The sequence below is a fragment of the Desulfovibrio sp. UIB00 genome, from assembly GCF_022508225.1.
Lineage (GTDB): Bacteria > Desulfobacterota > Desulfovibrionia > Desulfovibrionales > Desulfovibrionaceae > Desulfovibrio.
In genome coordinates this window covers 164854-177742 of sequence record NZ_JAETXJ010000005.1, presented here as the reverse complement: position 1 = coordinate 177742, position 12889 = coordinate 164854, and the positions used below count along the sequence as shown (strand labels likewise).

The following is a 12889-nucleotide window of genomic DNA, read 5'->3' as shown; positions in this document are numbered from 1 at the left end:
TCAAATTGAACACGAAAAAATGTTCCCCCGCCCCACAGAGGCAAGTAACAATTTCGTACTTTAGCTAACACATGCGAAAATATAAAAATGAAGCATTACACTTTGCCTGCAATGCAATCCGTGCCACAGGTGTGTTCTGCCAAAAATGCTTCATATTCAGCTAAAACATCCCGGGCAGGTCCACTCCTGTGAACTTTTCCATCCTTAAGCCAGAAAAGTTTGTCACACTCCTCAACAGTACTCAACCGATGTGCAATAATAATGATAGTCAAATCATTGCTCAAGGTCATGATTGTTTTTTGAATAGCAGATTCCGCAGCACCATCCAAGGCACTCGTAGCCTCGTCAAAAAGAAGAATCTCTGGGTTGTTGTAAAGTGCCCGGGCCACTGAAACTCGTTGCACCTGACCGCCGGAAAGACGCACACCCCTGTCGCCGAGTATCGTATTAATACCCTGCGGCAGTTCATCTAAAAAGTCGATGGCGGCCAACTGACAACACTTAATAACTCTGCCTTCGTCCGGCACCCCCCCCCAATCTGCAAAGGCAACGTTTTCTGCCAATGAAGCGTCCATAATATAGGGGTGTTGCGGGACATAGCCTATCTTTATAAATCCAGGCAAAGGCGCAGTTTCTGTTCCATCTATAATTATTTTCCCAGATGTTGGCTTCAATAGCCCGGTCAAAATGCCCACAAGAGTACTTTTCCCGGCACCTGAAAGGCCGACAACACCTATCATGCATCCCTTTGGAATGGTTAGGTTCAAATTTTTCAGGGCTGCATTTTTTGAATCAGGATAATAAAAATCTACATCAGCGATTTCAATCAAAGAAAACGTCTTTAACCAGTCACTTTCCTTTTCAGTCACATTCGAATCAGAATAATTTTCCAGTATTTTTATTACTGTAGGATAATACGTCTTGACCTGCAAAATCCCACCAACAATTTTATTTACTGCAGGAAGCAACCGCCATGAAACTGCAGCCATCATTGTGAGAGTGCCGGTTATCATTGCGACGTTTTCACCATTGAATACCATAACAATGATCGATAAAAAAAGCAGTAACATACCTGAGCATTCAAGACACCAAGTCGGCAAGGTCGGATAGGTCCCTTGCCGCGCACTCAGCCGGGCCATCATAGCCAATGCGCTCGAGTATTTTTCTATAAACGCACTCCGCCTATGGTAAATCTGCACTTCTCGAATTCCGTGCAAAGCGGCATGTATTACACGGCTCACGCCAGTAGATAATCCAACAAACTGGATCCCAGCATTTTTGGCATTATTTTGTGAAAATTTATAAACCAAAATTGCAACGCATGCTGTCACGCCATAGAGCAACAAGGCAACAGTTGGGGCAACCCAGAAAACCCCCAACATTAAAATGAACATAACCCCAAAATTGCTAACAACTTGTAACACACCCAAGAACAAAGCAGCAATTTGTCCGCGCCAGTTTAAATAATCGCTCAACTCACCAGGATTTTTTTGCATGTGCCAAAAATACGGTGCATACATGTATTTTTCGAACAGCAAGCTACTAACATCACTGCCTATCAACTGTGATACGACATTTTGCCAATACGTAAGTACTGCTGTAATGATATTTTTTGCAATAGTGGCAATACACACCATTCCCATGACAAAAAGGAGCATACGCACTGAAGATGGCATCTCGCGACTAATATTTGGAACTAATTGAAATATTTTTTTAAATACTGCAATTTTTTCTAAGCTAGCAGGATCAGCAAGGGCAACACCCAATAATGAGATGGTTCCAGCGAGGCCTAATTCAACAAAGCTGACAAGCACCATTGCCAGGGCAAGCCCTATAAGTTGTTTTTGACGTAGTTGAGGCAATAAGAAAAAAATTTTACTTAGTGTTTTCAGCATATTATCCACACAGAAAAAAATTTACGAAGAACTGGAGAGCATTATAGCTTCCATCCTAGACGCGGCTTCGCCCACCACAAACGCAACTTCCTCTTAAGACTCAAAAAAGTCTTTTTATATTTCACCTGAGAAATTACGCCGCCACAGCCTAAACGTTTGAAGAATTTTAAATAATAACTACAAAACAATCTTTTCTTGCAGACAGAAGATACAATTTCATTTTTCACGAATTCAAAACAGCCGCAACTGTAACGACTCGCATCAGTGTTTTCTTTCATTGCAGGGTCAATGTGCTGTCCGCAAACCGCTACAAAGGCAAAATTTGCAAGTTCAAATTAAGGGAAGCATTTCAAAATATGTTTAAAATCATATATTCTGTGCGCATTATACTGAATTCTAGCTTTGCCCCCCAAGGGTACAATAAAATACAGATGTCCCCCAGGTTTGACCGCTCTTGCCAGTTCCGCCATTGCTTTCAAGTCGCCCTGAGGATCAAAAATATCCACATCGCGCTCAAGCCCGGCATGTTCTACCACATGCATGCACGATAATGAGGCGATGCTATAGTCACAAATCAGCACGACCACAAGAAAGATCAGAGAGCAAGATTGATGCAGGCCTATAGTCGTAAAATTCAACGGGAATAAAGGCGGAAAGCAACGTTACAAAATCCAACTTTGATCCAATATCAATATGCTTTTCAGGCTGATGAGCTTTGATCTTGCGAGCAGCCCAAGCCGGATGGCAGATGTAATGCGCATCAAAATTTGTTTCACCGGTAGCGGCATTCAAATCTGCCATCGCTTAACTCGTACGATATTTCATGGAACCTTTTCTGAACCGCTCAAACCTGATGAAGCTTCTCAACATATCCCGAATCAGCGCTGCATTTTTTTAATCCAACCATTTTACAATCTTTTTGGTACAATAGATAAAAACGAATTAAAATCAAAAATGGACAGATATTTTTGCGTTAATATCGCATGTATTGCAGCGCACAATCGCTCGGCACGAACAACACGTTCCCCATCTGATATCTTTAGGGTGCCACCAGGAGCAGGCTACACTGTCATCCAGCTCAAGGAGACCGAATAATATCCTCTCCAAATCCATTCTGAAGCATTCATTAGCTTGGCGGCATAACACCTTCGTCTAGAATTGCTTCCCTTACGACAGAAAATTCATGAATAAGGCCGACCCCTTGCGCAAGGGTTCAACCAGAACCTCTTGACTAGCAAGCAAACGATCACAAAAAAAAACAGCAATTTTCTAGTGGGTTAATAGCCCCACATATGCTGGTTTTGTAAAAAATCGCTGTACGCATCGCGCAGACCTTCTTCAAGCCCCACGCGGGGTTGCCAGCCCATGCCAAAAAGTTTGCCCGAATCCATCAGCTTGCGGGGCGTGCCGTCCGGCTTGGTAGAATCAGTATCAATTTCACCATTGAAGCCCACAACGCTGGCGATAAGCCGGGCAATATCCATAATCGTGCATTCCTGCTGGCTCCCCACATTCACATGCTCAAAGTCAGAATAGTTCTCAAGCAAAAATACGCAGGCTTCCGCCATGTCGTCCACGTGCAGAAATTCGCGTAGAGCTTTTCCACTACCCCAAATAGCAACCTCTGAAGCACCGCGTGCTTTTGCTTCATGAAAACGACGGATAAGCCCAGGAATCACATGGCTGTTTTCCGGATGATAGTTGTCGCCGGGTCCATACAGATTGGTAGGCATGGCGCTGATAGCATCAAAACCATATTGCTTGCGGTAGGCCTGGCACATCCTGATGCCCGAGATTTTGGCCAGAGCGTAAGCATCGTTGGTTGGTTCCAGCGGCCCCGTGAGCAGATACTCTTCCTTGATGGGCTGCGGGCACATCTTGGGGTAAATACACGATGACCCCAGAAACAGCAGCTTTTTACAACCGTTGCGGTATGCGCTGTCGATGACGTTGTTCTGGATTTGCAGATTTTGATAAATAAACTCTGCGGGATATGTGGCATTGGCGTGGATGCCCCCCACCTTGGCAGCGGCCAGGATCACCACTTCAGGCCTGTGCTGGGAAAAAAAAGCTCGCACTCCGGGCTGATCGCACAGATCCAGTTCCGCATGTGTGCGGGTGACCTGTCGCGCATAGCCCGAACGCGTCAAGGCGCGACACAGAGCGCTGCCTACAAGCCCCCTGTGGCCCGCCACATAGACCAGAGCATCCTTGCGCACTGCATTACTCATTGTGGCTGAAGGTTTTGAAGCCCGCCACTTTGCACACGGCATCGCGCATGCTCAGGGCAAGGTCTTCGCGCGCCATTTCGGCCACCATGTCTTCAAAGGAGGTTTTCGGCTCCCAACCCAGCTTTTCCTTGGCCTTGGCCGGTTGCCCCAGCAGGGTTTCCACTTCTGTGGGGCGGAAGTAACGCGGATCAACGCACACAATGACATCGCCGGGTTTGAGATGGCATTCCAGCCCCTGACGGTTGCCGGCGACCTGCTGCAATCGGCTCACGTCAACGCTTGTTACGGTGCCGGTTTCTTCCACGCCAGAGCCCTGCCAGCTGAGACATACGCCAAGTTCTGCGGCTGCGGTATTGACAAAATCGCGCACGGAAAACTGCCTCCCGGTGGCGATCACAAAATCGTCAGGCTTTCCCTGCTGCAACATAAGCCACTGCATTTCAACGTAATCTCTGGCGTGCCCCCAGTCGCGTTTGGCGTCCATGTTGCCGAGATACAGGCAATCCTGCAAGCCAAGCACCATACGCGACATAGCGCGGGTGATCTTGCGCGTCACGAAGGTTTCACCACGGATTGGCGACTCGTGGTTAAAAAGAATGCCGTTGCAAGCGTACATTCCATAGGCTTCGCGGTAGTTGACCGTAATCCAGTAGGCGTAAAGCTTGGCGCATGCATAGGGAGAGCGCGGATAAAACGGTGTTTTTTCCGTTTGCGGCACTTCCTGCACCAGACCAAAAAGCTCTGAAGTAGAGGCCTGATAAAAACGCGTGGTCTCAGCAAGCCCGGCAATGCGGATAGCCTCAAGCAGACGCAAGGTTCCGAGGGCATCCACATCCGCAGTGTATTCAGGAGACTCAAATGAAACCTGCACGTGGCTCTGCGCCGCCAGATTATACACTTCGTCCGGCTTTACTTCCTGCATCAGGCGCACCAAATTGCTGGAGTCGCTCAGATCGCCGTAATGCAGAATAAAGTGCCGCCGATTGGCATGAGGGTCTTCATACAGATGATCAATGCGGTCAGTGTTGAACAACGAGGCGCGCCGTTTAATGCCGTGCACTTCGTAGCCCTTCTGCAACAGAAACTCCGCAAGGTAAGCCCCATCCTGTCCGGTGATGCCGGTTATAAGCGCTTTTTTCATAATCTCGGTATATTTTAACGGTGAAGCTACGAGGGCTGAAACTCCCAGCTGTGAGCAAGGAGGCGGATAAAATACCTTGCAAGGCTACCATTGTCCACTGGTCGAAACAGCGGTCGTGCAGCAACCATACAGGCAGCAGTGCTACCCTTCCCGCCCGTACACATCCGCAAACCGCACGATATCGTCCTCCCCCAGATAGGAGCCGGACTGTATTTCGATAAGCACCAGAGGGATAACCCCAGGGTTTTTCAACCGATGCATGGTGCCGAGTGGTATGTAGGTCGACTGGTTTTCCGTGAACAATTTAACCAGATCACCATTGGTCACCTCCGCAGTGCCGCTCACCACAACCCAGTGCTCGGCGCGGTGGTGGTGCATCTGCAAAGAAAGCTCGGCACCAGGGTTCACAATAATGCGCTTGACCTGAAACCGCCCGTCCATGACAAGAGTTTCGTAGCTGCCCCACGGCCGATAGACCAGGGGGTGCTGCCTGCACTCGGGCCGCTGAGCGCTTTGCAGGCGGCCAACAATCTTTTTAACGTCCTGCACGCGGTCGCGCGGCGCAACAAGCACGGCATCCTGTGTTTCCACCACCACAAGCCCGCTCACACCAATAGCCGTCAGCAGCCTGTGGGTGGCGTTAAAATAGCAATCTTCAGCACCCTCGGTCATGACATCACCGGAGCATACGTTGCCGGAGTCATCCTGCTGCCCTAACTGATAAAAGGCCTCCCATGAGCCAAGGTCGCTCCAGCTGACGCCAAGCGGCACAACAGCCGCCAGATCCGTTTGCTCCATAACCGCATAGTCTATTGAATCAGACGGGGAGGAAAGGAATGCCTCGCTGTCCGGGCGGAAAAAGGCCTGATCATCCTTGCGGCCCTTCCATGCGGCATTGCAGGCGGCGTATATCTTGGGAGCAAAACGCTCCAGCTCTTTCAGATATACAGAAGCCCGCAGCAAAAACATGCCGCTGTTCCACGAATAACCGCCCCTGGCCAGCATGACCGTGGCTTTTTCCGCATCTGGTTTTTCCACAAAACGGGCAACCCTGTATCCATTAGCTCCGAGGGCCTCGCCTTGTTCGATGTAGCCAAAGCCTGTTTCCGGGCCAGTGGGGGCTATGCCAAAGGTGACAATACGCCCCTGTTCCGCCAGGGCCGCCGCGCGCTTTACGCCTTCAAAAAAGACACCTTCATCGCCAATGGCATGGTCAGAGGGCAATACCAGCATGAGCGGATCTGCGCCGTCTTCCTTCAAGGCAAAGGCCGCCAGAGCAATAGCCGGAGCAGTGTTACGCGGCGCGGGTTCCAGCAGGATTTTGCCATGCACGCCGCATTCGTACAGCTCTGCGGTCACATAAAAGCGGTGAGCCTCATTGCACACAATAACAGGCTCCATGCTGTCCGGCATATGCTGCGCCCGAAGCACTGTATCCTTGAACAGCGTTTTCCCGTCGCCCAGATCCACAAACTGCTTTGGGTATGCCTCGCGCGAGAGCGGCCACAAACGCGTGCCACTACCGCCGCACAGAATCACAGGGGCAATATTCTGCATGAATTTCCTCACCATTGCGTCAATGTTGGAACACCAATCCGATACACTGCCAGCAGGGCAAACGATTCCATACTACGGCGTCAAGCGTTCACAAACAAGCTTGCGATCTTGCCTATCGGGCCTTGCTCCGCCTGTAAGCGGCAGAACCGCAACGGCTACCTCAGGCGGGCACGGCCCCACCCTGCTCTTCCAGAAAAGCTAGTATTTCAGCCGTTTTTTCTTCCATCAGCGAATGTTTTCCCCTGCTCTCCACATTCAGGCGCAGCAGGGGTTCAGTATTGGACATGCGCAAATTGAAACGCCAGTCGGCGAATTCCAGATTAACGCCGTCCATGCTGTCTTCGTGCAGAGCCGAAGGCGCATAACGATCCCTCACCAGCCGCATGAGGGCTGGGGCATCCTGCACCCTTCGGTTGATTTCACCGCTGCATGGATAGGCCGCCATGCGCTCTGCCACAAGCTCTGCCAGAGGTTTGCCAGTACGGTGCAGCAACGAGGCCACCAGCAGCCAGGGCAGCATGCCCGAATCGCAGTAGGCAAAATCGCGAAAATAGTGATGCGCGCTCATTTCGCCACCATACACGGCATCTTCGGCGCGCATGCGTTCTTTCATGAAGGCGTGTCCGGTCTTGCCCATGACGGGCTGCCCGCCTGCGGCCTGCACCACCTCACGGGTGTTCCAGTACACTCGGGTGTCGTGCACCACTTTGCCGCCAGGCACACGCCGCAGCAGCTCCTGCGCCAGCAGGCCTATGCAGTAATAACCTTCAATAAAGTTACCGTCCGCGTCATAAAAAAAGCAGCGGTCAAAATCGCCGTCCCAGGCAACGCCCATATCCGCGCCAGATTCGCGCACGGCAGCGGCTGTGGCCGCTCGCCGTTCCGGCAGCAAGGGGTTGGGCACGCCATCGGGAAAAGTTCCGTCCGGCTGCATCTGGCGGCAGACAAATTCAAAGGGCAACGAGGCCATCAGGTCGTTCAACACTAGTCCGGCGCAGCCATTACCCGCATCAGCCACAATCTTCAAGGGCTTGCGGCCAGCAGTTAGCGCAAGCTGTGCTGCACCGCTGTATTCAAGCAGCCAGGCCACATAGTCGGCCCGGAACGAGGCATTGTGCAGAGGGGGTAGTTCACGGGATTCGGCAGTGTCGCCGTTCTCAGCAAGGATGGCCCCCACGCGATCGCGCAGGGCAAACAGGCCAGAATCACCGCTGATGGGTATGGCCCCGCCGCGCACCAGCTTAAAGCCGTTCTCGTCCGCCGGATTGTGGCTGCCCGTGATCATGACGCCCGCGCCAAAGGGCTGGTTGGCGGCGGCATAATAGATTTCTTCCGTGCCGCACATGCCTATGTCCGTCACCTGCGCCCCGGCCTCACGCAAGCCCAAGGCCAGCGCATCGCGCAATTCGGGGCCGGAAAGCCGGGCATCGCGGCCAATCACAACGCTTTTTGCACCCAGGATTTCGACAACGGCCCTGCCGAGAGCAAGTGCCAGCGGCGCATTGAGAACACCCGGCACGCGGCCCCGAATATCGTAGGCTTTGAAGCATGAAAGTGAATTGCCCATGACGTCCCTCTTCTGCTTTTTATTGAAGCACTGCCCTTTCCATTCCAGTCCAAAAGGGCAATGCATACTTTTTATCCAACTTGCAGCGCGATTGCCAATGTATTTTGGTGCGTACAGATTCCACACGAAAAATGGCCGCTGTGCACACAAGCCGAACCGTTCATCCCGAAGTCTTTACAGATGTGCAACGCATAAAAAAAGGGGCCACGGTATTATCCGTAACCCCTTGATATTGTGGTGGAGAAGAAGGGATTTGAACCCTCGACCCCCGCCTTGCGAAGGCGATGCTCTCCCAGCTGAGCTACTTCCCCACATGGAAAGCTTAACGCAGGAAATGAGCAATAGGCAAAAGCGCACGACTTGTCAAGCCTTTCTCCTGTTCAGCTATGCATCCAACCCTCGCCACTTTTCAGACAAGTTTTTCAATAATCAGCTGAATACGTTGCTTATAGCCGTGGTGAGCGCGCAGATTTCCACGCCATGCCTGCCGCAGATCATGCGCGGCTTGCGGATGCGCCCGAAACCATGCGCATCTGGCCATAAAGTCGTCGGGCCCGCGCAATGTCATGGGTTCGGTCAATTCCGCAGGGAAGATTTCCAATCCGGATGTGGCGTCACTGAGCAGCAACCCGCCGCTGGCCCAGACGTCAAAATGGCGCTGGCTCAGGCTCTGCGGCAACAGGAGGCTCGTTACGTTCAGCACGGCTTCGGCCCGCGCATACACTTCGGGCAGTGCCGTGTAGTAATCCACTGGCGGCAGTATTTCTGTGTTGGGCAAGAGGGATTTCCAGCCGTCATCGCCGATGACGCGCAGCCCGCCAACCGAACCCGCCCTTGCGGTCAAGAGCCAGCGCCGTCTGTTGGCCTGTGCGCAGCGCTCTGCCCCAAGGCCCGGACGGCGCGCATCATAACCAGGCCACAGCGTGCCTCCCAGTTTGTCCTGCCACCAAAAAAAATGCGGAGCATCCCCCGGGCCGGTGCTGGCCTCAAGCAGCCTCGCGGCATCAGCCTCCAAAGTCTGCGGCACACAGGCCGCAGCAAAAAAGCGCTCTTTTTCAGGAAAGGCGGAGCGCCCCACGAACAGGGGCGGCTCCACTGTAACGGAGGATGGAGCAATATCCGGCAGCTCGCGCCACATGTGGGGCGCAACAGCCAAGGGCAGATGAAAGACCCGGCTTGCGCCATACGCTCTAAGACCATCAACAAAGCCGGCATCCGTCACAAAAATATGGGCATCCCGCCACCAGGGCAGCCGCAGACCAGACAAAATATGCCAGGGATTATCCACAAACCACAGGGCAACGGGAATCCCAAGGGCCCGGCAAAGCTCAAAAACGCGCCCGTCGGCATCCAACCCGCGCAGGTTTACTGAAAGCAGAAATACGGGCTTTCCCCCTTGCAAGAGATCGCGCCAGCGGGGCAAAAAATCATCCTCACGGCCAGCATGCGCTCCGCCCATGCCAGACGCGGGCTGAGGCAGAGCGTCCACCACCGGCCCGAAACCGCATTCGGCAAGAGCCGTGCACAATTCCTGATGCAGCAGTTGCCCATCATTGCCGGGCAACAGAACTGCCCCCCGAACACCCTCGGCCACCATGGACGCACTCGCCCGCGCAGCGGATGCAGGAAGCGCAAGGGCCGCATCCACCCGGCCCAGCAACGGCCCCCAAAATTCAGGATCAAGCCGTAGGCCGGGCGAGTAAATGTAGCAATGACACTGCCCTGCCAGAGCCACAGCCTGCTCTGCGGTGACCGCGCGCCAATGGGCGGGCAACGGTTCGCGCGGCAAAATTTCTGCCTCCAGCCTCCATGCCTCCAGGGCACGAGTCACTTGCGGGGATTCCAGCCAGTATACGGCGGGGGCATTGGCAAGCTGGGGCAAAACCTGCGGCAGGTTTGCTCCTGATTTTGGCCCCAGCCCGAGCAGCAGCACGGCATCGCCCTCACCCCGGCAGGTCCAGGCGTCCGGGCCATCGGGCAGGCTCACACCCCGCCCCGTAAAGTCAGGCAAACGAACCCGCTGGGGGCGTTTGTCTTGGTCGGCCATATTTCTCTCCACCACTGCAGGATCCTTGCGAAACTGTCCTATCAAACAAAAAGCCCCGCTGCGGCAAGCAAGCGGGGCAGAATAATCCCAAACTCCGCGCCGGTTACGGCAGTCGGAGGCTCTCCCCTGTGGCTGGCAATACTTTGCGCCGATAATGACGCGCCCTTGCCAGAACTGCAAGACCCACACAAGGGAGGACATGATCTATCCACGCGAACAGATAAATTTTTTGCCGCGTGAACGCAAAAAACATAATCCTACTCGATCACGCCGCAGGCGATACGCGCGCCTCCGCCGCCAAGAGGAGCTGGCTGGTCGGAATAATTGTCGCCGCCAGCATGAATCATGAGCGAGCGGCCCTTGATGTCAGATGTGGTCAGATCGGTCACATGCAACTTGGCCTTCACATTCTGTTGCGCATCGGCGGTGATAAGCGGCAGATCGCCCTTGTGCCCATGCTTGCCTGGGCCTTCGTGTTTGCCTGCATGGGTGGGATCATAATGTCCCCCTGCGGCCAGGCCAGCCACGTTGGCGCCATCCTTGGCAGCGGGTGCGCACGAAGGATTTTCATGCACGTGCATGCCGTGGTCGCCCTGGGGTATGCCCGCGATATCAACCATGATATCCATACCGCCCTTGCCATCATCCTCAAAAGCAACAAAGCCGATGGCCTCTCCAACGCCTTCACTGCTGATCTTGTTCACAGGAACTTTAATGCTTTCCGCCAGTACCGTCTGCGCTCCAAATGCGAGCGCGCAACCCGCAAGACAAGCGGCCAAAAGAATCCGTTTCATAGCCTCTCCTTACTGGTGATAGTGTGCGAGATCAAAGGTTCTGGAAACTTATTGAAAAAATATCCTGATAAATCCCAGAGGTCAACCTGTTCGGCGATTTTGCGCGGCTCGTCACGAAGGGCTGCACTGCGCACTTGGCGAGCGCAATAAAAAAGGGTATGGTCACCTGTTGGAATTTACCATGAAAGAATACCGAGATCATTATTTTCTGAAGGCCAAGCGCGAGAATTATCCCGCGCGCTCGGTCTACAAGCTCAAGGAGCTGGACTCCAAGTTCCACCTGCTGCGCCCCGGCCAGCGGGTTCTCGACCTTGGCGCTGCCCCCGGATCGTGGTCCATGGGCGCGGCGGAAAAGGTCGGTACGCGTGGACTTGTGCTTGCCTGCGACATTCAGAGCACCGAAACGGTGTTCCCGCCGCAGGTCACATTCATGCAGGAAGACGTGTTCAACCGCTCCGCCGAGTTTGAAGCAAAACTCAAGGAGCTGGGGCCATTTGACGTTGTCATCAGCGACATGGCCCCGCGCACAACGGGCACGCGCTTTACGGATCAGGCCCGTTCGCTTGAGCTTACGGTTGAGGCATTGGCTGTAGCCTGTCTGCACCTTAAAAAGGGCGGCAGTTTTGTGGTCAAAATTTTTATGGGGCCAGATATTCAGGAGCTGCTCGCGCCCATGCGCAAGGCTTTTGATGCGGTCAAATCGTTCAAGCCCAAAAGCTCGCGGGCCGAAAGCAAGGAAACATTTTTTGTCGGCCTTGGTTTTCGCGGCCAGGCGGGCGCTACCCCAACGGCGCACGTGCCGGGCGAAGCCGCCGGAGAAACTTCACACGAAGTTGCCGACGACGCGCCGCCGGGTATATAAACATACTCTACACTAGGTTTCGGAGGTTTTATGTCAGGTCACAGTAAATGGGCCAATATCCAGCACCGTAAGGGTCGCCAGGACGCCAAGCGCGGCAAGATTTTCACCAAGGCCGCCAAAGAAATCATCATCGCAGCCAAGGGCGGCGGTGACCCTGTGGGCAACTCCCGCCTGCGCGCGGCCATTGCCGCAGCCAAGGCCGTCAACCTGCCCAAGGACAAGATTGAGGCTGCCATCCGCAAGGGTACGGGTGAAGACGCAGGCGGCGATCTGACAGAAACCTTCTACGAAGGCTACGGGCCCAACGGCATCGCCATCATGGTGGAAGTTGCCACTGACAACAAAAACCGCACCGTGGCTGAAGTTCGCCACCTTTTCACCAAGCATGGCGGGGCCATGGGTGAAAACGGCAGCGTGGGCTGGATGTTTGACCGCAAGGGCGTTATTGCCGTGGACAAGGCCGCCTACCCCGAAGACAAAATTATGGAAGCCGCTCTTGAAGCCGGCGCAGACGATGTCATTGACGATGAGGACGTGTGGACCATCCACACCGCCATGGCCGATTTCACCTCGGTGCGCGATGCGCTGGAAGCAGCCGGTATTGCCATGCAGGAAGCTGAACTGGCCATGATTCCGCAGAATCTTGTGGCTGTGAGCGCCGAAGTGGGCATGAAGGTACTGCGCCTCATGGACGCGCTGGACGACAATGACGACGTTCAGAATGTCTATGCCAACGCGGACTTCCCCGACGATATGCCCACAGACTAACGCGTTTTCACTTTGAGTTGTCTGGCG

At 53.7% G+C, this 12889-nt stretch carries 12 protein-coding genes and 1 tRNA gene; 3 read left to right on the top strand and 10 right to left on the bottom strand.

The features are described from left to right. Window positions 1-95 precede the first annotated feature (95 nt). Genes JMF94_RS09995 through JMF94_RS09985 form a run of 3 tightly spaced genes read right to left on the bottom strand, consistent with a single transcriptional unit; the run spans window position 96 to window position 2437 of the window. Window positions 96-1895, bottom strand: a complete 1800-nt coding sequence (locus tag JMF94_RS09995; protein ID WP_240824952.1) for an ABC transporter ATP-binding protein — start codon at window positions 1893-1895, stop codon at window positions 96-98. A 41-nt stretch (window positions 1896-1936) separates the two neighbouring features. Next, window positions 1937-2173 carry a hypothetical protein gene (locus JMF94_RS09990; protein ID WP_240824951.1) on the bottom strand — a complete coding sequence of 79 codons (237 nt, stop codon included), beginning with the start codon at window positions 2171-2173 and terminating at the stop codon, window positions 1937-1939. A 57-nt stretch (window positions 2174-2230) separates the two neighbouring features. Next, window positions 2231-2437: a DUF268 domain-containing protein gene (locus JMF94_RS09985; protein ID WP_240824950.1), complete on the bottom strand. Its 207-nt coding sequence runs from the start codon at window positions 2435-2437 to the stop codon at window positions 2231-2233. Window positions 2438-2603: 166 nt separating this feature from the next. Here JMF94_RS09985 and JMF94_RS09980 point away from each other — a divergent pair, with 166 nt between their 5' ends. Next, the gene (locus JMF94_RS09980; RefSeq protein ID WP_240824949.1) at window positions 2604-2990 is read left to right on the top strand and encodes a hypothetical protein; all 387 of its coding nucleotides are present in this window, start codon (window positions 2604-2606) and stop codon (window positions 2988-2990) included. Between the two features lie 182 nt (window positions 2991-3172). On the opposite strand, the gene JMF94_RS09975 is transcribed toward JMF94_RS09980, so the two are convergent. The 7 genes from JMF94_RS09975 to JMF94_RS09945 form a co-directional block, all read right to left on the bottom strand. Next, window positions 3173-4126 carry a GDP-L-fucose synthase gene (locus tag JMF94_RS09975; protein WP_240824948.1) on the bottom strand — a complete coding sequence of 318 codons (954 nt, stop codon included), beginning with the start codon at window positions 4124-4126 and terminating at the stop codon, window positions 3173-3175. After that, entirely contained in the window at window positions 4119-5267 is a 1149-nt protein-coding gene (gmd, locus tag JMF94_RS09970; RefSeq protein WP_240824947.1) for a GDP-mannose 4,6-dehydratase, read from the bottom strand. The genes JMF94_RS09975 and gmd overlap by 8 nt, the downstream gene beginning before the upstream one ends. Window positions 5268-5408: 141 nt before the next feature. Further along, window positions 5409-6824 (bottom strand): mannose-1-phosphate guanylyltransferase/mannose-6-phosphate isomerase, encoded by a 1416-nt coding sequence (locus JMF94_RS09965; RefSeq protein ID WP_276612892.1) that lies wholly within the window; start codon window positions 6822-6824, stop codon window positions 5409-5411. A gap of 160 nt (window positions 6825-6984) precedes the next feature. Further along, complete coding sequence (locus tag JMF94_RS09960) at window positions 6985-8391, bottom strand: phosphomannomutase (RefSeq protein ID WP_240824945.1); 1407 nt, start codon at window positions 8389-8391, stop codon at window positions 6985-6987. Window positions 8392-8626: 235 nt separating this feature from the next. Continuing rightward, window positions 8627-8702: transfer RNA gene (locus JMF94_RS09955), tRNA-Ala, on the bottom strand. Between the two features lie 98 nt (window positions 8703-8800). After that, window positions 8801-10438, bottom strand: coding sequence for a DUF3880 domain-containing protein (locus JMF94_RS09950; RefSeq protein ID WP_240824944.1), 1638 nt, complete (start codon window positions 10436-10438; stop codon window positions 8801-8803). A 257-nt stretch (window positions 10439-10695) separates the two neighbouring features. Continuing rightward, the gene (locus tag JMF94_RS09945; protein WP_240824943.1) at window positions 10696-11232 is read right to left on the bottom strand and encodes a superoxide dismutase family protein; all 537 of its coding nucleotides are present in this window, start codon (window positions 11230-11232) and stop codon (window positions 10696-10698) included. Window positions 11233-11413: 181 nt separating this feature from the next. On the opposite strand from JMF94_RS09945, the gene JMF94_RS09940 reads away from it, so the two are divergent. Both JMF94_RS09940 and JMF94_RS09935 read left to right on the top strand, forming a co-directional pair. Further along, on the top strand, window positions 11414-12094 hold the full coding sequence (locus JMF94_RS09940) for an RlmE family RNA methyltransferase (RefSeq protein WP_240824942.1): 681 nt from the start codon (window positions 11414-11416) through the stop codon (window positions 12092-12094). Window positions 12095-12124: 30 nt separating this feature from the next. Further along, the gene (locus JMF94_RS09935) at window positions 12125-12862 is read left to right on the top strand and encodes a YebC/PmpR family DNA-binding transcriptional regulator (RefSeq protein ID WP_240824941.1); all 738 of its coding nucleotides are present in this window, start codon (window positions 12125-12127) and stop codon (window positions 12860-12862) included. Window positions 12863-12889: the final 27 nt, after the last annotated feature.